This is a genomic window from uncultured Dysgonomonas sp., from assembly GCF_900079725.1.
Taxonomy (GTDB): Bacteria; Bacteroidota; Bacteroidia; order Bacteroidales; family Dysgonomonadaceae; genus Dysgonomonas.
In genome coordinates, this window is sequence record NZ_LT599032.1 from 3,505,113 (window position 1) to 3,527,046 (window position 21,934).

Genomic DNA, 21,934 nt, shown 5'->3' on the forward strand with positions numbered 1-21,934 from the left:
TGGGTTTATGTTTAAGTATATTCAATCTAACTATCTGTTGCATTCTGATTTATATAAAGTAATAAATAGGTTTGCAACCTTATTGTTTTATAAGCATGGTTATTTTCAGGCAAAGATCGAAAAATACCATCTTTGCATTCACATTTTGCTCTATGTGCCTTTCTGCTAAGGCCAGTTCGTTCATAAATCCGATAATATTACGTTCGTTGATGAACGGGGCGAAGCGGGTTCCAAAGTTTGCTTCGTCCTGAGCCAGATATATCATTTCAGGCTGACTCATGTTACTGACAAAATACTCGCGGACCATTCGCTGACAGTATTTCAGGAAACCTTTCTGGTTTTCGCGTCCTACTCCGGCTATTTCGTTACCGATTGCTTTTATTTCTTTTATATTGCGGGCATATGAAGCTCGCATCATCTGGATGAAGAGATTAAAAAAGAATTTATGTTCCTCATTCAGGCTGATTGTTTCTATTGCCTTCAGGTAGTTTCCGTTTGCCAGATGGGCTACGTTTGCAGCATCTTCGGGACTGATATTATAGGCAGATTCCAAAGCCTCGGTTATGTCCGTCTCTTTTACACCATGTATGTTGACACGCTGACAACGCGATTGTATGGTGGTGATGATATTGTCCGGAATATCAGAAACCAATAGGAATATCGTATTATCTGTCGGTTCCTCTATTATTTTCAGCAGTTTGTTGGCGCACGACTCGTGCATCTTCTCGGGAAGCCAGATAATCATTACTTTATATTTGGCCTCATATATCCTTAAGCTCAGCTTGCGGATAATTTCCTCGCTTTCTTTGGCATAGATCAGTCCCTGAGAATTTTCTGCATCGATATGATCGAGCCACTGGCTGAGATTGAAATAGCTGCTCTGTTTGATAAATTCGCGCCATTCGGTAATATAATCATCACAAACCTCTTTTTTCTTTGCCGCCTTTTTTATAATTGGGAAAACAAAGTGTAAATCAGGGTGCGCCAGATGGTTATATTTTACACAAGACGGACATTTACCACACGAATCTGTTTCCGAAGGATTTTCACAATTCAGATATTGGGCATACGCAAGTGCCAGAGGGAATTTACCAACTCCTTCTTGTCCGCAAAAAAGCTGAGCATGAGGGATGATTCCCTTTCCTGCCGAACTTATCAGCCGCTCTTTTACTTCTTTCTGCCCTATTATATCTTTAAAAAACAAGTTTTTTTCTAATTATAAGTTATAAAGTTAAGAATTACTTTTTTATTAGTAATCCAATATTTAGTATATCTCTTTAGCTATCCGCCTTACGCTTTCGGTCGCCAACAACGAATAAAAATGCAGGCTGGGTACTCCGTGCGCAATCAGTTCTTTGCATTGTTTTATGCCCCATTCTACGCCTACTTCCTTAGATTCGTCATCTGTTTTACACTTGCGAAGCTCAATGGCCAGTTCTTCAGGAATGCTTGAACGGAATATCCGTGGAAGTACTTCCAGTTGGCTCATCAGTACAATTGGTTTTACACCCGGAATAATCGGCTGAGTGATTCCTGCCTTACGGCATTTATCAACAAATGAGAAATATTTTTCGTTGTCGAAAAACATCTGTGTAACAAAATATTCAGCGCCATTGTCGGCCTTCTGTTTCATATAATGTATATCCGATTCCATACTTGGAGCGTCCTCATGTATTTCGGGATAACATGCCATACCGTAAGCGAACGGGGTGGCATTTTTTTCAAAAGTGGTACCGTCGGCTGCAATGCCTTCGTTGAACTTGTTTACCTGAACTTGCAGATCGGTAGCGTATTCATTCCTGTTCGGATATATCTGCTCCGGAGCAAGGCGTTTGGTATCACCTCTTAGTAACAGGAGGTTATGTACATGCAGAAAGTTCAGGTCTATCAATGCATACTCGGTTTCTTCCTGAGAGAATCCTTTGCATATCATGTGCGGGACAGCCGTTACATTATATTTATGCTGGATAGATGCGGCAATCGCGACCGAGCCGGGACGTTTACGGATGTTAACCCTCTTTACTGACCCGTCAGTCATTTCCTGATCGAGATATTCGCTATGATGTGTCGTTATATTAATATATTGAGGATCGAATTCAATCAGTTTATCAATGATATTATACACTTTTTCGATATTATTTCCTTTTAACGGAGGAAGTATTTCAAAAGAAAAAGCGGTTTTGTCATTTTTGTTTATTAATTCACTTACAGTCATATCTTAATATCTTTTTTATTTACTAATAAATATGGTATCCTTAGATCCATTTGCTTATTGTTATATTACCTGATTCGGTATTTTCTCCTATTTAAAGAAGATTCTCATTATGTCGTTTCCATTGGCCACTAGCAGCAGGAGGAGTAAAAACAGCATACCGCCCACTTGTGCATATTCCATGAACTTCTCATTCGGTTGCCGCTTGGTAATAGCTTCGTATAACAGGAACATAATGTGGCCTCCATCCAGCGCCGGAATAGGGAGTATATTCATAAAGGCAAGTACGATGGACAGGAATGCAGTCATAGACCAGAATGCATACCAGTTCCATTGAGCCGGGAACATATTTCCGATGCCGGCAAACCCACTCAGGTTTTTCACTCCTTCTTTAGAAAATACAAAGCGTATCTGTGCCACATATCCTTTAAGTGTTGCTACACCATTGTTTATGCCAGCCGGGAACGATTCGAAGAAGCCGTAATGGTCGGTGTGCATATTCTTTTTAGAGAAAATATCGGTCATCTTTGTCGGAGATGTGAAGCCTATGACGCCCGATGTGTCTATTGCTGCTGAAACTGTCTGTACTTCACCATTTCTGTAAAAAGTAATAGCCAGTGTATGTTTTTCATTATCCTCCAGTTTATTACTGATCCTTGTAATATATTTCTGGACACCCAATAGAGAGGTGATAGGTTGTGAATCAAGGGCGGTTATGCTGTCGCCGCGCATGAGGCCAATCCTTTTAGCCTCGGAGTTTTCGCTTACGCTATCCACAACAGGTGCAGACCAGTAATCGTAGGCTACTTGTTTCGATGCAATTACACTGTCAGCAAAGCTCTCAGGGAGAGTTAGCTCCATTTGGTTGCCATTGCGTACGATGGTTACAGTTTTGGCATCGATGAAATGCATAAATGTATTCATATCCAGGACCCCGCGCCCCAAAACAAGGTCTTTGCCGTCGGCGCTTACCAGTATATCTTTATCCTGAAATCCTCCATTTCTTTTTACGGTTTCGGAGAAGACCATCCCATCTTTCACATTCTTGAGAGGCAGGTATTCATCACCCCATACAAACAGCATCATGGAGAAGATGATGATAGCCAGTATGAAATTGAATAAAACACCGCCTACCATTACGAGCAGGCGTTGCCATGCCGGTTTGGAGCGGAACTCCCACGGCTGGGGAGGAAGAGCCATTTGTTCCTTATCCATCGACTCGTCTATCATTCCCGATATTTTCACATAGCCGCCTAATGGCAACCAGCCTATTCCGTATTCTGTATCGCTGTTCTTTGGTTTATATTTAAACAGGGAGAACCACGGATTGAAGAATAAATAGAACTTCTCAACTCTTATCTTGAAGAGGCGGGCGAATAAGAAATGCCCGAACTCGTGTATAACAACCAGTATCGATAAACTAAGGATTAATTGTAACGCTTTAATTAAAATTGTTTCCATTAAAAATTCAGAGTGTTATTTGATAAATTCTTTTGCTATGTGACGGGCTTCCGTATCGGTCTGCACATAATCTTCATACGACGGAGCCTGAATAAAACTTGTTTTGTGCATTGTCTTTTCTATGACCTCGCTCATTTCCAGAAATCCGACTTTGTCTTTCAGGAAAGCAGCTACCGCTATTTCGTTTGCCGCATTCATTATGCAGGCCATATTTCCTTTTACCCGCGCGGCCTCGAAAGCAAATGCCAGATTGCGGAATCGCTCCATGTCGGGTTTTTCGAATGTCATTGTTTTCAGTTTGAAGAAGTCGAGACGTTCGAAATTCGATTTCAATCTGTTGGGGTAAGCCAACGCGTATTGTATCGGCAGATGCATGTCGGGTAGTCCCAATTGTGCGATGATGGACGAATCCTCGAATTGTACCATCGAGTGTATGATGGATTGCGGATGCACAACGACCTCAATCTGGTCGGGGGTGACATCAAACAGCCATTTGGCTTCTATCATTTCCAGTCCTTTATTCATCAGGGACGCCGAATCGATCGTAACTTTTGCTCCCATGTCCCAGTTGGGATGTTTCAGGGCTTCGGCCTTTGTAACTTTTGCCAGTTGTTGTGCAGAATGGTTTCTGAACGGGCCTCCGGACGCTGTAAGAATAATCTTTTCGATAGGAGAGCGTTCGCCGTTGAGACATTGGAATATGGCAGAGTGCTCCGAATCGACAGGTAATATCGGTACTTTATGTTCAATGGCCAGACTGGTAATCAGTTCGCCTGCAACAACCAGTGTCTCTTTGTTTGCCAGCGCAATTACTTTCCCGGCTTTTATTGCGTTTATAGTGGGCTTCAAACCCGAGTAACCAACCATAGCGGTTAGTACCATGTCGATAGGCTGGCTTTGTACTACCTGTGCTATCGATTCGCTTCCGGCCCATACTTTGACAGGTAAATGCTGTAAGGCTTCTTTGAGTTGGGTATATTTATTCTCGTTGGCAATGACTACGACCTCAGGAGAGAATTCTTCTGCCTGCTTGATTAGTAAATCTATATTTTCGTTGGCTGTCAGTGCGTATATTTCAAAATGGTCAGGATTTTCTCTGACTATATCGAGCGCTTGTGTTCCGATTGATCCTGTAGAGCCTAGTATTGCAATATTCCTTTTCATATGCGGTTTTAGAAAGATATATAGTTTTCAGGATTTACGGCATTGCCTCTATACCAAAGTTCAAATTCGAGCGTTGGAGTTGTTTTGCTTTCTCCTTTTTCATCATCTTCTTTGGTTTCTATTATAGCTATAGCCTCTCCTGTACGCACCTTATCTCCTGTTTTCTTTAGTAGTAGCGTGTTGTACCTGTATACTGAAATAAATCCGTTTTTATGCTGGATTTGTATTGTATGTCCTGTCTTTAGATCATATCCGGCAAAAATGACTACACCCTCCAGTGTTGCCAGTATGGTCTCTTTAGGCGAGGTTTTAATCGCTACTCCGAAGTGTCCGCCGGAAGGATCGAATTTGCTCGTTATAATTCCTCTGGCAGGTCTGAAGAATACAACACCTTCCATTGGATTGGTGGTATTGGATGATAATACAGAGAGGTTGTACCGCTCTTCGTCTTCGTATCGTTTGGTATATTCTTTCTCCAGATCTGTTTTCTTGAGTAACGGATCGTTTTCGGATACAGATATCGTATCGAGAATCTTTACCGAATCGATCTGACGGGTGCCGTCGAATATACTGCGGAGGTTGCTTATATAAGCCTCCTGGTATTTCAGTTGCTGTTCGAGAGAGTCTGTTTTAATTGCCGACCGGATTGCTTTTTCCCTTACCTCGGCATCGAGATACCCCGGCAGGTAGTAGCGGATCGGTGTTGCTATGATGATAGCAGATGTGATCGCAATGAGAAAAAAAGCGAATACAAGAACCAAAACTGCACCTGAAAACATGGAAGCCTTAATCTTCCAAATCTCCTCAAGTGTATTTTCATTCATTACGGAAAGGCGGTATTTGAAGTGCAACCGCTTCCATAGATTATGTTTGTTTTTTTTCTTTTTTATCATTCAGTTCTATGGCTTTTCTAACCATCAAAAGGCTTTCAAATTCTAATTATTTGACATATGTAGCCACTAATCTGCAAATTTAAGAAAAAAGCGATATATTACGGGAAGAAGTGGCAGAAGATTGTATTAAAATATCCTTTTTTTAAATATTTATTCCAAAAGGGACGCATTCTTATTTTTTTTAGCTATTTTTGCAGCCTGTAATTCGTGGAATATTAAATTGTTCCAAAGATGCAGTTATAATAATCTACATTTGTTGTAATTTGAGTATGAGTTTATTAACTGATAAGTTATATCGGTACGACGCGGCCAGAAATACACGGGCTGCAGGAATTTACCCTTATTTTAGACAAATCCAGAGCGATCAGGACACCGAAGTCGTTATAAATGGGAAAAAGGTGTTAATGTTCGGATCGAATGCCTATCTGGGATTAACCAATCACCCGAAAGTAAAAGAAGCAGCCATAGAAGCTACCCGTAAGTATGGGACAGGTATGGCCGGCTCCCGTTTCCTGAATGGTACTCTTGATATCCATATCGAACTGGAAAAAAAGCTTGCAAAATTTGTAGGCAAAGAAGATGCTATCGTTTATTCGACAGGCTTTAATGTAAATCAAGGAGTAATATCTTGTATTACAGGGCGTGAAGATTACATATTGTGGGATGAGCTGGACCATGCTTCTATTATTGAAGGAGCAAGGGTTTCTTATTCGACAAAGCTGAAATTCCGTCACAATGATATGGAATCTCTCGAGAAACAACTGCAAAGATGTGAGCCTGACAAGGTGAAGCTTATTGTGGTTGACGGGGTATTCAGTATGGAGGGCGATATCGCAAACCTTCCTGAAATAGTGAAACTCGCAAAACAATATAATGCCAGTGTAATGGTTGACGAGGCTCATAGTTTAGGGGTTCTCGGTAAAGATTTCAGTGGAAAAGGGCTTGTAGAGCAAACCGGCTTAGTCGACGATGTGGAACTTATAATGGGAACATTCAGTAAATCTTTAGCTTCGCTTGGCGGATTTATCGCCGGAAGCGAGACTATTCTCGACTATCTGCGTCACAATTCCCGCGCTTATATATTTACAGCCAGTGCTACGCCTGCAGCTACAGCGGCAGCCAGTGCAGCATTAGATATCATTATTTCGGAACCTGAGCGTATCAAGCATTTGTGGGATATTACTCATTATGCATTAGATGGTTTCCGTAGCCGTGGTTTTGAAATAGGCCATACTGCTACTCCTATCATTCCGCTATTTATCCGTGATAATGAAAAAACATTTATGATAACAAAATGGCTTTTCGAAGAAGGCGTATTTGTTAATCCGGTAGTGTCTCCGGCAGTTGCTCCGGCAGATACATTGATTCGTTTCTCACTGATGGCTACACACACCAAAGAACAGGTTGATATAGCTTTTGAGAAAATAGAAAAAGTATTCAAAAAAGCAGGAGTATCTCTGGAAGCTAATGCCCGATAGGCAGAGCGACATTATATAACTGTATTACAAAATAAGATAGCCCTCTGTCCGTTAAAAGATAGAGGGTTTATTGTTTAAGGCCGCAAGCTTATTATCTTTGTATCAGCAATATCAATAGCCGGTTACGATGGAGTGATGTCGCATTTAATACTTTCTTGACTCAAGCAGTTGCTTATGAAAAAAATAACTCTATTATTGTTTATACTTGTCGTATCATTGCGATTGGCAGCCCAGAGTGCGGAAGAGAAGCTTGAAGCGCATATAGACTATGAAGTGGAACGGCGGGATGCGGCAAATGAAACAATAACCGAAGAGGAGATGAAAAATAAAATATTTTCGGCTCCGGCAACGTTCAGCTTTTATGGATCGGGGGGGAGTGAGGCTGTTTACTATACATGGTTTTTATACAAGAAGGGAGATCTGGAGAATCCTATTGCGCGCTATCCGGATAAAGATATAACCAGATATACTTTCGAAGAATTCGGAGAGTATGTTATAAAGCTGGAGGTTGCGGATAATGATTCCAATACATCTGAAGATACATTCTCATTTACTATTTCAGAGTCAAAGCTTGAAGTTCCTAATTATTTCTCTCCGGGAGACTCTCCAGGGGTAAATGATGAGTTTAGGGTTGCATATAGGTCTATCGTGAAATTTAAGTGTACTATTTTCAACCGTTGGGGGCAAAAACTTTTTGAATTTACCGACCCGGCTAAGGGGTGGGACGGGACATATAAAGGAAAATATGTGAATACCGGAGTTTATTACTATGTAATAGACGCTTTGGGTTCTGATGGAATCAGATATAAAAGGGGAGGGGATATAAATATTCTTCGTTCCCGTTAAAATATTTTTTATACCTCTGATTTGTCGTCTTATCATTATAATTTTACCTATAGTTGTTTGCGCCGGCCTTTAGTCGATACTCATCGCAGAAGGTTGGACGTGGAAAATTCTTATTTACTTCGCTCCGCTAACATAACATAAAGGAGAAATACTTTTTGGACAGCCTCGTCTGATTTGCATAAATTGTTGTGTTGATTTTTATAAAACCTAAATATATTTATCTATACTGAAAAAGCAGATAATGAATAAATAATCATTCTCTGCTCCACACTCATAATTATCTAAAAAGTATGGCAAAGTATAGTGAAGAATTAGTAGATAAAGTAGTTTTTCTTATCGAAGAAGAGTTTTATACCACTACTCAGGTGTGTAAGGCCTTGGGTTTTAGCAGGCAGGCTTATTATGGCTGGCTGGATACTAAACCCGGATTCAGGAAAGAGGTGGATATGGCGGTCAGTCGCCGTAGCGAAGCGATGCAGACAATGATGCAGGCCGCGCTGAAGAAGAAACTGGAGGGATATATAACAACAGTGGAAAAGGATATATATGTACCTGATGAAAGGAATCCTGATGAACTGGTTTTCAAATCGAAAGTGATAATAAAGAAAGAATGCCCTCCCGATCTGCGGACAATAAAGATGTTGCTGGATAGGGAGGATAAACGCCCCTCCCGACCTCCCCTAGGGGAGGAGGTGTATACTTCGAGAGATAACCGGGTGATTGAGGAAGAGACCGTTATAGATAACATAGAAAAGGATGTTGTTGAAGATGAAGAAAAAGAGGTTTTGGAAGTGATTGAGGAGAATGAAGATACAGAGGCTGCGGAGATGATAGAAAAACCGGATAAGGCCTGTGCCGGGCAGCGGCAAGGAACAGGCACGGCCGTGATAGTGAGTAACAGAAGGCCGGTATATAATAAGGGAAAGAAAAGAAAGAAAAAGCGAAGAGGTAATTAAGTATTCTATAAATATTAATGATATACTTTTCTTTCTCTTGTCATGCTGACGAAGGAAACATCCCGACCCATTTGTCAGGGAAAGAAGGAAAGAGATCCTTCGTTCCTCAGGATGACAAGGATATATTAATAAATTCTTTTTACTACTTAATGATGAAATATATTGAAAAAAGTGTCAAGTTTGTCAACTTTTTAATGAGCTGAAATTAGACGATAAAATAAAGAATGCCTGATTATCAATTTTTCATTCTTTATTATTAACCGATTCCTGTTATTTTTGTAACCATTATGAATAAAAGCATCCTGCGTCTGGCAATTCCGAATATTATATCCAATATTACAGTGCCGCTTTTGGGTATGGTGGATATGTATATAGTAGGCCATCTCGATTCGGAGGATTATATCGGGGCAATTGCGCTTGCGACAATGATTTTCAATTTTATTTATTGGAGTTTCTCTTTTCTGCGTATGGGTACAAGCGGATTTACTGCCCAGTCATACGGGGCCGGTGACCAGCAAGAGCAAACCAATATCCTGCTTCGTTCACTCGCTGTAGCAATGGGGGCAGGCGTAGTTATTATCCTGCTGCAATATTTTATTGCCCATGTGGGCTTTTATCTGCTGAATGGAGAGCCTACGGTAAAAGGATATGCTCTCGACTATTTCTATATATACATCTGGGCTGCTCCGGCTATTCTGGGTATGTACACTTTTAACGGTTGGTATGTGGGGATGCAGAATGCCAAAATGCCTATGGTTGTAGCCATTGGGGTTAATATAGTCAATATCGGATTGAGCTTTGCCTTTGTCTATGGTTTTGGGATGAAGATAGAAGGGGTGGCTTTAGCTTCCGTATGCGCGCAATATACGGGCTTTCTTTCGTTCCTTCTTATCTGGAATATAAAATATGGCTGGCTGAAACAATATATCAATCTGAAAGTGCTGAAAGATTTATCGTCTTATATTCCCTTTTTTAAGGTCAATAGCGATATTTTTATCCGTACGATGGCTCTTGTGGCCGTTACTACCTTCTTTATGTCTGCCTCTGCTAAGTCGGGGAAAGATGTGTTGGCAGCCAATGCTTTACTGATGCAGTTGTTTATTCTGTTCTCATATATGATGGATGGGTTTGCCTATGCCGCTGAAGCGTTGACAGGCAGATTTATAGGAGCAAAAGACAGATTCAAACTAAAATTCCTTGTCAGACGGCTGTTTGTCTGGGGAATTGTTATCGCTTCGTTCTTTACGCTTATCTATGTCCTCTTCCTGGATCAGATATTGGGTATTTTGACCGATAAGCAGAATATTGTCGAATTCAGTAGGCAATTTCATATCTGGGTGTATATGATTCCCTTTGCGGGCTTCTCAGCTTTTCTTTGGGACGGGGTGTTTGTGGGGGCAACTGCTTCTCACCAGATGCGCAATTCCATGCTGATAGCAGTTGCCGGATTTTTTATGTTGTATTTTGCTTTTTCAAATATTTGTGCGAACAATATCCTGTGGATTGCGTTTATTGTGTATCTGGCTTTGAGAGGGATAGTGCAGAGTTTTATGGCTCCCGCTATTTTGAATGATTCCAGATAGTTGATAATCAATTTAATAAATTACTTAACTTGTTATGAGCAAAATTGCAATAGTTTACGGGTCATCTACCGGGGCCACAGAAGCGGTAGCAGAAAAAATACAGGCGTTGTTCGACGATGCTGCACTCTTCAATGCTGAGAGTGTGAGTGTTGATGATTTGAAACCATATGACTTTTTGATTTTCGGGGCATCTACGACAGGGGTAGGCGATTTACAGGACGATTGGGAAGTTCTTCTGCCTAAGGTTGAAAAGATGGATTTTGCCGGAAAAAAAGTTGCTCTGTTCTCACTGGGAGACAGTGCTTCATTCTCCACAAGTTTTGCGGGAGCAATGTATTACATTTATAAAGCACTGAAAGGGAAAGTCGAAATTGTAGGTTCGGTATCTACCGACGGATATACATTCGACGAATCTGATGCCGTTATCGACGGCCGCTTTATCGGCTTGGCATTAGATGAAGATAACGAATACAACGAAACTGATGCACGTCTTACTGCATGGGTGGAAGATTTGAAGAAGTATCTGAACTGATATATTATCTAGTTAGTGTATATAGTAAGAAGCCGGATAATATTCAATATCCGGTTTCTGTTTTTATAGAATATCCCTGATTTCCTCGAGCCTGGTGACTGTGTGGGTTGGCTTGAAGTCTTCGAAGGGCTTGTTTTTGGGATTGTACCATATCTGGTCCAGTCCGCTGTTATAGGCTCCACCAATATCAGTAAACAGGTTGTCTCCAACCATTATAATGTTTGCGGGTTTAACTCCGATTTCGTTCAGGGCATAAGTGAATATATCCGGATGCGGCTTGTTCACCCCGACTTTGTCGGACAGGATAACTTTATCGAAGTATGATGAAATACCGGCGCTTTCCATCTTAATGTATTGCATTTCGGTGAATCCATTGGATAGGATGTGTATCTTGTAGCGCGGGTTGAGGTAGTCCAGTAGTTCTTTAGCTCCTTCTACCAATACGCCTTTTTTCATTATGCGGGCTATGAAGTCGTCGTTGATAGCCAGCGCCTGCTCTTCGGAGACTTCTTCTACGTTGTTTAGAGGGCCTATAAAGCGTTCGCGTTGTAGCGTCTGCTTGGTAATCTGTCCTCTGCCGTAGAGTTCCCACAGGTGGCTTACATTTGCGTAATAGATGGCATAGAAGTCTTGGAAGGATGGGAAGTAGCGGACGAAGTTGTAGTCATTATATATCTCGATCAGAGTGAGACGGGTATTTTCTATAGTATCTATCAGTGTGTCATCTAAGTCGAGGAGTATATCGCTGTATTTCATATAGGGATTATCTTTTACGCAAAGATAGGTATTTTAGCCGTAAGTTGCAGGTCTATAAATATAAAAGAGAAGCCCCTCCGATCCGGTTAAGAAGGGAGGGACTAAAGGTTATATCGTTATTTCATAAACTTAACCTGCAGCATTGGTCATTACATGAGATGCATCCAGTATTATCTTTAATAAGAATAATATGGCGATTACATATACTGTAGCTGATACATCCTTATATTTGCCGGAGCATACTTTGATGAAAGCAAAGCTTAACATACCAAATACGATACCTTCGGCAATACTATAAGTGAATGGCATAAATACGATGGTAAGGAATGCAGGAAGTCCCTCGCTCATGTCGCTGAAATTGATCTTGGCAACAGAAGATATCATAAACAGCCCAACGATAATAAGTGCCGGAGATGTAGCTGCTGCGGGAACCATCAGGAATAATGGAGCAAAGAACAGGGCAAGTACAAACATCATAGCGGTACTAACAGAGGTTAGTCCGGTACGTCCGCCGGATGCTACTCCCGATGCACTTTCCACATATGCGGTAATAGTGCTTGTTCCTAAGATAGAGCCTACTGTAGTTCCTAATGCATCGGAGAACAGAGCTTTTTTCATTTGAGGGAAGTTGCCGTCTTCGTCAGCCAGTCCGGCTTTGGATACCACACCGATCAATGTACCCACAGTGTCGAAGAGGTTTACGAAGAGAAGGGTGAATACCACAACAAGCATATTGAATGATAGGATATGATCCCATTCGAATTGAGCAAAGATAGGAGCGATAGATGGCGGTGCACTGATGATACTGGTATCCGGTAATGTAACATCACCCAAAATGATACCGAAGATAGTTGCTGCGACAATCCCTATCAGTATGGAGCCGTTCACATTTCTTACAAATAGTACGGCTGTAATGATCAAGCCTAAGAAAGCAATCCATACGCTATGCTGAGAGAAATCTCCTAGTGCTACCAGTGTGGCAGGGCTTGAAGTTACTATTCCGGCGTTCTTTAGTCCGATCAGTGTGATGAATAGCCCGATCCCGACAGGTATGGCGTCTTTCAGTACCTTAGGTATGCTTTTTACGATCAGTTCCCGTACATTGAAGAATGTAAGGAGTATAAAGATAATACCTTCAATGAATACAGCAGTCAAAGCAAACTGCCAGGAATATCCCATTACTCCGCAGATGGTAAACGCAAAGAAAGCGTTTAAGCCCATACCCGGAGCTTGTGCTATCGGAAGTTTGGCATAGAGAGCCATCATCAGGGTAGCGAAGATTGTAGCCAGAGCTGTTGCAGTGAACAGGGCGTCTTTGTCCATACCGGTAGTCGATAGTATACTAGGATTTACTATCAGTATGTATGACATGGTTAAAAAAGTAATAAGCCCGGCAAGAAGTTCTTTGCGGATGGTGGTCTTATTCTCTGTTAGTTTAAATGTTTTTTCGAGGAAATTTTTCATTGTTTATCAAATCTTAGAAGTTCCACTTAGCGGCTATTGTAGGGTTGATGTATGCCTTGTCTTTGTTAGTGAGGAAATTATTGCTGATTTCTATTTCACTACCTAAAGCCAGATTAGGGCTGACATTATACCAGAATTGAGGTTCGGTCAGGAATACGATTTCTTTACCGCTTGTGGGATCTGCATGGGTTTTAGCCTTGTTTTGTGTCCAGACATCCATGAATCCGCAAACTCTGAATTTGTTATTGCATAAGTCGACACCCCACGTAACGGTCCATTGCACGTCGTTACTCACTTTCTCGAAGGCGTTGTACTTATATACAACATATGTTCCTAAAATGGCTTTGCCTACCATTGTGGAGTATGATGCACCGGCCATGTACGCATTTGCTATTGAGAACCCGAAATTTTCGGCTTTTCCTACGCCACCATTAAACTCGACGTGAGCCATAACAGGGCTTTTGCCTAATTTAATGTCGCGGGCAATTTCGAGATACATAGTACCAATGTTTCCCCGGCTTTGGTTAAAATCTAAATCCACAAACATAAATGTCGAACCCCATTTATCCGGTTTGAACATTTCAAATGTTGCTGTGAAATAGTTTTTATCTGACACTTTGTCTCCATGTAATGCATGACGCGGATCGAAATGCAACTGAAGATTTTGCGCGTACGCTGAAAATGAAAGCATTAATAGCCCTAAAGAGAAGAATACCTTTTTAACCATAATTATAAGATTTGAGATTTAGATGCAAAAATAAACAAAAAAAGCACCTGTTGATATTTCCTTTACTATTTAACAGAATAAATTTATCTATACTATTTTATATGGTGTTAAAATGCTTATTTATAAAAGGATTAAAAAGTGTCGAAAAATATGTTTTGTAATTTTTTCTTTATTTGTTTTGAAATATAAAAAAATGTCATACCTTTGCACCGCTATACGCAAAAAACGGGATGTAGCGCAGTCCGGTTAGCGCACCTGCTTTGGGAGCAGGGGGTCCCAGGTTCGAATCCTGGTATCCCGACGGTTGAAAATCAAAGAGTTAGACAAAGAATCTAACTCTTTTTGTTTTTATATGTACATGCAATTTGCATGCAACTATTAAAAAATAGGGGTCGAAATGGCTCACCGTAAAAGTTGAGGGTTTTTGAATTTTATGCATACAATTTTGTTAATCTGAACAAGAAAAAGAAAAAGGCTTTATCTCTTACCCCTCTGAATTGAGATCGGAATGCTTTAATCTTTGCATTGAAAGATTCACTTGCAGCATTGGTAGAACGCCTGTCAAAAAAGTTAATGATATTCAGATAATGTGTTTGTATGGTTCTGGTAATTGTCCCAAAGGATAAGAATCCAGACCTATCTACCTGGTCGTACCATCTGGCTAATCTTGTTAAAGCCACATCCTTTGTTTTAGCCTGATGATAGATTAACCCAAGCTGCATAGCCAGATAATAAGCCTTTTTAATATCGGGATATTCCCGGAAAAGTATCTCAGCCCTTTGTTTCTGTGTTTGTGTCCACAAGGATTCTTTCTTGAACAAGAGGTATCTGCTACGGACTAACAGTTGTTTCAGGGAATCACCGTTTTCAAAGGTTGGGGCAATGTACCCCTCGCCTTTTGCTTTGGCTACCGCCATATCTACCGCTTCTCTGTCCAGAGCTTGCCATCGGGCTTTAATACGCATCTCTTGCACAGCATCAAAAGCTAGCTTTTGTACATGAAAGCGATCAGTTACTCTTTTAGCGGCAGGAAAGCAGGTTCTGGCTATCAGCTCCATATTGGGAGCCATATCCAGTGTTATCTCCCGTACCTGAAACCTGCGACGGCGAGACATCTGCAAAAGTACATTACAAACAGTTTTTACATCAGTTCCTTTTATGATGCCTATAATGGAACCTTTCCTGCCTTTGGCTTCTTTGTTTATGAGTATTGTATAGAGTTCTCCCCGACAAAGGGGTTACTTCATGGATAATCGATTGATAACGCTTCATTTTGATAAAAAAGTATAAGTATTATGCAAAAATAAGAAAGATGCTAATAAACAACTCCAATTTTATCATGATTTTTTATAAAATCCGGTCGATATAAATACGATAAGGATAATCCAAATTCACTATCTGATTTTTTTCCGCTTATAAAAGAATAGACAGAACAATCCGCCATGCTATAAATCATTCATGGGCATAAAATTTAATGTGAATATTAATAATCAGACCGAAGCGCTATTTTATGCTGTATGATATATATTAGCCTTCTTCTTCATATATTGTTTTATTCATATATATGTAGCCAGTCTTCGGAAGACTTGTTCCATATGATCTGTCTAAAATAATACTATTTTAAAGATTTCTTTACTACTTCAATTTCATCAGGGGCTTCAATTTCTGATTTGATTTTACCATCAGTCTGTTTTACATGTTTAATATTGATTGTTCCGTATGGTGTAGGAAAACTGCCTTCTGCCCATTCCAGATCTCCCAGATTAGGAGATATTCTTACTTTTTTACAGCCTGGCTCCAGAGGTTCTACCCCTAACACATAACGACTAAGCCATGCCGTAGGACCTGAAGCCCACCCGTGACAAAAACTATGACGGTAACCCGAATAGCAGTACCCTCCATAGGAAGCATGCACATCAGTTTTTCCGGCAGGAACTACTTCATCGATACGGGCGGCATTTTCCATCCATTTTATATCGAAATCTTCCCAGAATGTTGTAGCTCCCAAATCTAACATAGCCCCCCAGTATTCACGGATATTATTCAAAGCCCCGGTAAAATCATTTGCACTTGCTCTGGCATTGAGCATATAGTATCCGTAGAAAGTAGACATTTTATGTACGCCGTTTTGAGACAATATATCTGCATTGGCTTTTTGAGCAGGTATCAATCCCGACAGTGCTAATAGTGCAGCTGCCTGTTTGGATTGGGTAAGCTCCGGCATGTGTTTTTTTAACTTTTTCAGGGAGGATTGGCAAAGCCTTACTGTTTCTTCATCTTTCAGAATTTTACATATTTCTTCTCCGGCCTCAAATGCCATAATCATCATAGACTGCAATCCTGCATGTATTGCTTCCGGGTCTTCACTTGAAGGCCAGTCGAGGAAACGAGTACCATCCAAAATCTCTTTTCCGTTTACATCTATTTTTTCGCTCAAGAGTTTTAATAATTGTGCTATATAAGCTTCTTGTTCGGAAAGATATTTTATATCTCCATGATAACGATACCAGTCGCGATGAATTATAATCCACCACATTGAATATGAACTGATGCCATTCATCCAGTTTGGAAGCGGGGTAAGATCGCGAGCCAGGTCGAGGCTCTTGGGTACAACCTCATTATACCCGAACACCGAATTTATTGTCATCACTTCAGGGTGAAGGTCTCCTACCCATACCAGACGGTCGCGTTTTATTGCGTCCCATAGATAGTCTTGCATATTCAGATGTACAGTGTATGCCCCTGTGAGCCATATTTGGTTCAGACGATCGTCGTTGCATCTGAAAGAGCCCTGATAGGAGATGTCCCTGTAAGAAAATGCTGCACTTAATTCCTTTATTTCGAGGACTACACCCGGATCAACAACGTCGATGCGAACGAAGCGGAATCCTGAATCGCCAACGATCAATTTTCCCAACCAGGGTAGTGTAACAATAAAATCGCGCATTGCATGATCGTTGGTTGCCCCACCTAGTTCTCCTATATTACTCATTGTCTCCGATACCGATTCACCAAAACGAATACGCACCCTGCCTGCCGGATTTTTATTACTCATAGAAGTAATAATTTCTATCCCTCCCTGAATTTCACGGCCGAAATCAAGTATTATACCTCCTTTGTTGTTCTCATCGCTTTTCAATCGTAAGTAATTTCCCGCATTCAGATCAGCCTGTCCAGTTCCCTGTTTGAGAATAGCTCCGGAATTCAACACATAGGCTTCGCTGTTGTTGTCAGATGTCCAGACTACACGTGTTGGGGTCAGGTATTTGTATACCAATGCTGTTGACCTTGCCTTTGTGTCCGCAGCTTGTTGAAATGGCAAGGGTAGTTCTTGCCCTATTATGTTTCCGCTGAATATAAATACAATACTGAATAATAGATTCCTTATTAATTGCATCTTCTTTAGTTTTTAATTACATAATTGCCTGAAGGAACTTCCAATATGGTATATTCTCCCACTACATCCACAATTTTTGAATATCCCGATCCCTCATTAATTTTTGATGAATCTTTCTCAGGGAAATAAACGAATGCTTTACTGTTGACCGGAACAGTTACCCGTAAGCTAAAATGTCCGTTTTCTCTTTTCCATGCCGATTCGATTTTTCCTACCGGTGAATCGAAAGAGGCATTAGCCCTATTCATCTGTGATTCTTCTAATAATGGAGGGCGTATTATAAAACTTTTAAACCCGACATCTTCCGGATTTCTGCGTATACCTGCAATTCCATCAATATACCATGCACCCGGGAAAAGGTACGAACTATGCAATAAAGAATGGCCCGGCAAATCTTTTTCCCACATCTCCCATATCGTGGTGGCATCATTAGCTTTCATATACCCCCAGCTAGGATAAGCTGTCTGAGAAGTCATGGAGTATATCAGATCATCACGTCCTTCTTCTCTAAGCAATTTAAAAAGAAGAGCTCCTCCCGTTATCCCTGCATGAATATGCCCCTTGCGGACATTCAGAATTTCGTGTTCCAAACGTTTCATCACCTTCTCTCTCACTTCGGCAGGAGGTACATCTGCAAGTAAAGCTGCAGCCATATAGCTCATTGAACCATTTGCATATATATTATTTGCCCGGTCAAAATAGGCTGCATGAATGATACGGCTGGAAGCTCCAGCTTGTTTTTCCCACTGCTCCGCGTCTTGATATTTTCCTAAAACACGCGCTATTTTAGCCGCAGTGCGAAGATTGAATACACGGTAACAATTATTGAAACAAACAGTCTCAGGCTTATCATTATTCATCCCTTCCGCAGTAGCATTGGGCCATAACCAATCACCCAAATAATCCCATGTACCTCCAAAACGTTTCAATAAATTACATTCAGTATGGGTATCCAGAAATGCCAACCATTTCTTCATCATTTCAAAATTCTGCTCCAGTATGCGCACATCTCCTTCATGCTGATATACGAACCAGGGAAGGATTATGCAAATGCCACCCCATGACGGCCCTCCGCCACCTTCATTTGTCGGTGCTGTATGTGGCAATATACCACCACCTACATATTTCCCGTTCATTGATTCCCAACCTTGTGCATCGCGCCAGTCTTCAAGCCATTTTGTGTAGAAGGAACCCAGTTGATAATTAAACAAGCCTGTCTCTGATGTCGCATGGGCGTCTCCTCCGTACCCTAAACGTTCACGTTGAGGGCAATCAACAATATATCCGCCAATAGATAGGTTTTCGAATGTCCATAAAACGCGGTTATATATCCAGTTCTGCAATTCGTCGGAACATTCAAATGTCGTGGCACGTTTGTAATTGGTGCGTACCAGCCAACCTTTTATATCAGAAAGTTGCGGTTTATCTTTTAACCCCCGGATTGTAATCCAACGACCTGAGCTATAATTAAATCTGTTACGAAACACTCCTTTACCCGCAGCACCTATTATATAAGCATTTCGGATACCGTATGTCATTTCATCCTGTTGCCGTTCCGAAAATATAAAATCAATGCGATCATTTTTATTCCCCTTCACTTTTATCTCTGTCCATCCTGCAAAGTTCACTCCCATATCTATGCGGAATCCGCCATCCGGAAGTTCTTCTATTGCCACAGGTTTTATCTCATCAAGTACACGATTCCCTTCGGTATTCTGGGCAGACAATGTCAAGTGGGGAGTATATGTTATGGCACTTCTCCATTTGGAGTCATCAAAAGATGGTAAATTCCAATCGGGAATCTCCTTATTTGCATCCCATATTTCGCCTCCCATATGATGAGGTTTCCATATGCCTAACAATTTGTTTGGACTGGGATGCATTTTCCATGAAGCATCTGTTTGTATACGAAGAGATTCATTTCCTGAACGGATATCAGCTTGCCCGATTACCATTGGAGTCTGCGGCTTATCAGATGTTATATAGGGAGTATGTAATACCCAGCCCGTACCAAGCCATAACGCAATTGTGTTCTTTCCTTTCTTTAGTTTATCTGCTATATTGTATGTCACATAGCGAGCCCGGGTGGTATGATTGCTTACTACAGGAGCAAGAACTTCGTTTCCTATTTTTTCTCCATTAACATATAATTCGTGATAGCCCACTGAGGCAATAAACATTACTGCCCGGTCAGGGCTTCTTTCTAATTGAAACGTTTTCCTAAACCATGGATCCGAGATATTACAGTCCTTCAATTCCGGATTAAATATCTCATCAGACCCAATCCATTGGGCTGTCCAATCAGATACATCGAATAGTCCTGTTGTCCAATCAGCCGGCTTGCTCCATCCCGATTCTTTCCCTGATGCATCTTTTACATTTACTTTCCAATAATACGTCTTATCAGACTGCAAAGGCTTCCCTTTATAAACTATTAGTTGAGTATGATCACTATCTATCCAGCCTGTATCCCACATACTTCCCGTATGTTTATTCAGGTCTTTCAAATTTTGCGATACTAAAATCCTGTATGCTGTCTGTTTTTGGCCAAAAGAATTAGGCTTTCGGGCTGTTAAAATCCAGCTAAAACGAGGTTCCTTTTCCTGAAGTCCCAACGGATTATCCAGATATTCGCATTGGGTATTTTTTATATCTATACCCTGCGCAAGGGTATAGGGGCTTTGTAAGAGAAAGAAAATCAATAATATGAGGATTGAATTAATCTTAGTATTTTTCATTTGATTATTTTTTTTGATTGTTATCGAAGCGAACAATCGATTGTTATTTGATTATTCTGTGGTAAAATTCTAAAGACAAAAAGGTCTTTTTCCTTGGGAACTATAATTTTTCCAACAGCACAGCCCAATTCGTATTCAAAGTTTTCTATTTCAGCCTTTATCCCACTCTCATTTATGATATGAAAAGGTAATTGCATCCCATCTGCGACTGTAAACTCCAGTGCCCATGGACGATTGGTAGCAGAGGCACTTAATTCTATATTTTTCTCAGTAAATGTTAACTTATACTCCGAAACGGTTCCCTCTTCCAACCATTTGACTATCATCGTATTCGTGTCTGGTGTTATGATCGATGGTATACCACATAATATCTCCGCAGAAGTTCCGTCTTCCAATATCCTTACCAAACGAATCCCGGCTCTTTCTTTGTCTGTACTCCAAAGAAACCCGTCTAATATTGGCAACGTGGTATATGTGCAATGCGGCGTTTCCTCAACCTGCCCTAAATATTTTGATGCCATCCTCTCATCAAATAAATGTAAATCGCGAAATCGAAAATGTGTGTCTTTCCACAAAATATTAGCCCGGTAAAACCTACTGTTATACCAAACGGTTTTATGCCCTTCATTCTTGAAGTCTGACAAGGAAGATGTTGCTGTAGGAGGAGTTACCGGATATTTGCTTTTGAACCATTCAGCACTTTCCGATAATGTTTCTATTCGTATAAGGCCTTGTTTTTGCAATGAATCAAGTATAGGGATCTGAATTTCGGACAATCCCTTTCTCATTTTATCCCAGGTAAACGAGTTCTCCTGTCCTACCTGAGCATAAGTAAAGTTAAGGGCAGGATCTTCAAATGTAGATTTGAAGAAATACCTTACCCAGTTAAGGTTACTACCCCCTAAGCCCTCACCTTGAAAAACCGGCTCCAATGTTACAACCGATTGCTCCCTTGTTCCTAAGCTTGCATCATATTGATATATAGGATCGCTGCCCAACATTCTGAATATAGGAACCGGTATCTGGTTCTCTGCGTTCTGTGCCGGCATATATGCATTATTCCGGCTGGGATAATATGCATTATTCCAATAACCACCCCACATAGAATAACCATCTGTACCCACTTGGTCTTTCATATTGCACGAGGCTTTGACCTGATATTTCTCATGCATATAGCTTAGAGTATGAGCATCTATAAACCAGCATCCGACTGACGCCGGGTATTTATTGAAGATAGATTTAAACTTGGTCATATACACATCAACTAGTTTTTCCCTTTCTGCAGGTGTATACCCTATCGAAAACCCGACATTTGCATGCCAGTCCCAAGAGTAACGCCCTCTCCATTTCAGCCCGGCGGCTTCAACTTGTGGCTGTGTTATTTCCCACCATCCTCCAATCTCCGATGATCCGTTCAGGCTATCTTTCATCAGCGTCTGATACACGGGGTCTATCAGAGCATCATATTGCAATAAGAATGTGCCGGGCAGATCATACTTTCTCAGCATCAAAATTTGTTGATAAACTGTTTCGAAAAGTACCTTATCGGTAATCTCATCAATTCGCGGCTCGGTCTGGCGAATAAAATTTATGATATTTACGATATGGACAGGCTCTTTTTCTGCAACTCTCTCCGTATGAGAACAGGAAAGAATAAAGAATGCAGAAAACAAGAGAAAAGTACAAAATATAGATTTCATTTTATAATAATATTTATTGTTGTATTG

At 40.8% G+C, this 21,934-nt stretch carries 16 protein-coding genes, 1 tRNA gene and 1 pseudogene; 6 read left to right on the forward strand and 12 right to left on the reverse strand.

The window, feature by feature from the left end; all coding sequences use genetic code 11:
* Nucleotides 1–79 precede the first annotated feature (79 nt).
* The 5 genes from QZL88_RS14785 to QZL88_RS14805 all read right to left on the reverse strand — a co-directional run bounded on the left by QZL88_RS14785 (nt 80) and on the right by QZL88_RS14805 (nt 5,730).
* Nucleotides 80–1,204 carry a DNA polymerase III subunit gene (locus QZL88_RS14785; protein ID WP_296942304.1) on the reverse strand — a complete coding sequence of 375 codons (1,125 nt, stop codon included), beginning with the start codon at nt 1,202–1,204 and terminating at the stop codon, nt 80–82.
* 60 nt (nt 1,205–1,264) lie between these two features.
* Nucleotides 1,265–2,215, reverse strand: a complete 951-nt coding sequence (locus tag QZL88_RS14790) for a methylenetetrahydrofolate reductase (protein WP_296942305.1) — start codon at nt 2,213–2,215, stop codon at nt 1,265–1,267.
* Between the two features lie 87 nt (nt 2,216–2,302).
* Nucleotides 2,303–3,673, reverse strand: coding sequence for an RIP metalloprotease RseP (gene rseP, locus QZL88_RS14795; RefSeq protein ID WP_296942307.1), 1,371 nt, complete (start codon nt 3,671–3,673; stop codon nt 2,303–2,305).
* 15 nt (nt 3,674–3,688) lie between these two features.
* Nucleotides 3,689–4,837 (reverse strand): 1-deoxy-D-xylulose-5-phosphate reductoisomerase, encoded by a 1,149-nt coding sequence (locus QZL88_RS14800; RefSeq protein WP_296942310.1) that lies wholly within the window; start codon nt 4,835–4,837, stop codon nt 3,689–3,691.
* An 8-nt stretch (nt 4,838–4,845) separates the two neighbouring features.
* A complete protein-coding gene (locus QZL88_RS14805) occupies nt 4,846–5,730 on the reverse strand; it encodes a M23 family metallopeptidase (protein WP_296942312.1) in 885 nt (294 codons plus the stop codon).
* Between the two features lie 269 nt (nt 5,731–5,999).
* On the opposite strand from QZL88_RS14805, the gene QZL88_RS14810 reads away from it, so the two are divergent.
* The 5 genes from QZL88_RS14810 to QZL88_RS14830 all read left to right on the forward strand — a co-directional run bounded on the left by QZL88_RS14810 (nt 6,000) and on the right by QZL88_RS14830 (nt 11,125).
* Complete coding sequence (locus QZL88_RS14810) at nt 6,000–7,208, forward strand: aminotransferase class I/II-fold pyridoxal phosphate-dependent enzyme (protein WP_296942314.1); 1,209 nt, start codon at nt 6,000–6,002, stop codon at nt 7,206–7,208.
* 174 nt (nt 7,209–7,382) lie between these two features.
* Nucleotides 7,383–8,054 carry a gliding motility-associated C-terminal domain-containing protein gene (locus tag QZL88_RS14815; RefSeq protein ID WP_296942316.1) on the forward strand — a complete coding sequence of 224 codons (672 nt, stop codon included), beginning with the start codon at nt 7,383–7,385 and terminating at the stop codon, nt 8,052–8,054.
* A gap of 290 nt (nt 8,055–8,344) precedes the next feature.
* Nucleotides 8,345–9,010 carry a hypothetical protein gene (locus tag QZL88_RS14820; RefSeq protein WP_296942318.1) on the forward strand — a complete coding sequence of 222 codons (666 nt, stop codon included), beginning with the start codon at nt 8,345–8,347 and terminating at the stop codon, nt 9,008–9,010.
* Between the two features lie 287 nt (nt 9,011–9,297).
* A complete protein-coding gene (locus QZL88_RS14825; protein ID WP_296942320.1) occupies nt 9,298–10,593 on the forward strand; it encodes an MATE family efflux transporter in 1,296 nt (431 codons plus the stop codon).
* Between the two features lie 34 nt (nt 10,594–10,627).
* Complete coding sequence (locus QZL88_RS14830; RefSeq protein ID WP_296942323.1) at nt 10,628–11,125, forward strand: flavodoxin; 498 nt, start codon at nt 10,628–10,630, stop codon at nt 11,123–11,125.
* Nucleotides 11,126–11,188: 63 nt separating this feature from the next.
* Here QZL88_RS14830 and QZL88_RS14835 read toward each other — a convergent pair whose 3' ends face one another.
* From QZL88_RS14835 to QZL88_RS14845, 3 genes are all read right to left on the reverse strand, one after another.
* Entirely contained in the window at nt 11,189–11,881 is a 693-nt protein-coding gene (locus tag QZL88_RS14835; protein ID WP_296942325.1) for a YjjG family noncanonical pyrimidine nucleotidase, read from the reverse strand.
* Nucleotides 11,882–12,010: 129 nt separating this feature from the next.
* Complete coding sequence (locus tag QZL88_RS14840) at nt 12,011–13,345, reverse strand: NCS2 family permease (RefSeq protein ID WP_296942327.1); 1,335 nt, start codon at nt 13,343–13,345, stop codon at nt 12,011–12,013.
* Nucleotides 13,346–13,358: 13 nt separating this feature from the next.
* Nucleotides 13,359–14,072: a DUF5020 family protein gene (locus QZL88_RS14845; protein ID WP_296942329.1), complete on the reverse strand. Its 714-nt coding sequence runs from the start codon at nt 14,070–14,072 to the stop codon at nt 13,359–13,361.
* A gap of 226 nt (nt 14,073–14,298) precedes the next feature.
* On the opposite strand from QZL88_RS14845, the gene QZL88_RS14850 reads away from it, so the two are divergent.
* Nucleotides 14,299–14,373, forward strand: a tRNA-Pro gene (locus tag QZL88_RS14850).
* Between the two features lie 130 nt (nt 14,374–14,503).
* Here QZL88_RS14850 and QZL88_RS14855 read toward each other — a convergent pair.
* The 4 genes and pseudogenes from QZL88_RS14855 to QZL88_RS14870 form a co-directional block, all read right to left on the reverse strand.
* A pseudogene (locus tag QZL88_RS14855) lies at nt 14,504–15,307 on the reverse strand (transposase); the annotation flags it as partial.
* Between the two features lie 380 nt (nt 15,308–15,687).
* A complete protein-coding gene (locus QZL88_RS14860) occupies nt 15,688–17,469 on the reverse strand; it encodes an alpha-L-rhamnosidase C-terminal domain-containing protein (protein WP_296942331.1) in 1,782 nt (593 codons plus the stop codon).
* Between the two features lie 5 nt (nt 17,470–17,474).
* Complete coding sequence (locus tag QZL88_RS14865) at nt 17,475–20,207, reverse strand: family 78 glycoside hydrolase catalytic domain (RefSeq protein WP_296942333.1); 2,733 nt, start codon at nt 20,205–20,207, stop codon at nt 17,475–17,477.
* A 20-nt stretch (nt 20,208–20,227) separates the two neighbouring features.
* Nucleotides 20,228–21,907, reverse strand: coding sequence for a hypothetical protein (locus QZL88_RS14870; protein WP_296942335.1), 1,680 nt, complete (start codon nt 21,905–21,907; stop codon nt 20,228–20,230).
* Nucleotides 21,908–21,934 lie beyond the last annotated feature (27 nt).

Bases quoted from the DNA above. Each gene is read 5' to 3' on its own strand.
- QZL88_RS14790 (WP_296942305.1), bottom strand. From the start codon at position 2,215: ATGACTGTAAGTGAATTAATAAACAAAAATGACAAAACCGCTTTTTCT.
- rseP (WP_296942307.1), bottom strand. From the start codon at position 3,673: ATGGAAACAATTTTAATTAAAGCGTTACAATTAATCCTTAGTTTATCG.
- QZL88_RS14800 (WP_296942310.1), bottom strand. From the start codon at position 4,837: ATGAAAAGGAATATTGCAATACTAGGCTCTACAGGATCAATCGGAACA.
- QZL88_RS14805 (WP_296942312.1), bottom strand. From the start codon at position 5,730: ATGATAAAAAAGAAAAAAAACAAACATAATCTATGGAAGCGGTTGCAC.
- QZL88_RS14810 (WP_296942314.1), top strand. From the start codon at position 6,000: ATGAGTTTATTAACTGATAAGTTATATCGGTACGACGCGGCCAGAAAT.
- QZL88_RS14815 (WP_296942316.1), top strand. From the start codon at position 7,383: ATGAAAAAAATAACTCTATTATTGTTTATACTTGTCGTATCATTGCGA.
- QZL88_RS14820 (WP_296942318.1), top strand. From the start codon at position 8,345: ATGGCAAAGTATAGTGAAGAATTAGTAGATAAAGTAGTTTTTCTTATC.
- QZL88_RS14825 (WP_296942320.1), top strand. From the start codon at position 9,298: ATGAATAAAAGCATCCTGCGTCTGGCAATTCCGAATATTATATCCAAT.
- QZL88_RS14830 (WP_296942323.1), top strand. From the start codon at position 10,628: ATGAGCAAAATTGCAATAGTTTACGGGTCATCTACCGGGGCCACAGAA.
- QZL88_RS14835 (WP_296942325.1), bottom strand. From the start codon at position 11,881: ATGAAATACAGCGATATACTCCTCGACTTAGATGACACACTGATAGAT.
- QZL88_RS14840 (WP_296942327.1), bottom strand. From the start codon at position 13,345: ATGAAAAATTTCCTCGAAAAAACATTTAAACTAACAGAGAATAAGACC.
- QZL88_RS14845 (WP_296942329.1), bottom strand. From the start codon at position 14,072: ATGGTTAAAAAGGTATTCTTCTCTTTAGGGCTATTAATGCTTTCATTT.
- QZL88_RS14860 (WP_296942331.1), bottom strand. From the start codon at position 17,469: ATGCAATTAATAAGGAATCTATTATTCAGTATTGTATTTATATTCAGC.
- QZL88_RS14865 (WP_296942333.1), bottom strand. From the start codon at position 20,207: ATGAAAAATACTAAGATTAATTCAATCCTCATATTATTGATTTTCTTT.
- QZL88_RS14870 (WP_296942335.1), bottom strand. From the start codon at position 21,907: ATGAAATCTATATTTTGTACTTTTCTCTTGTTTTCTGCATTCTTTATT.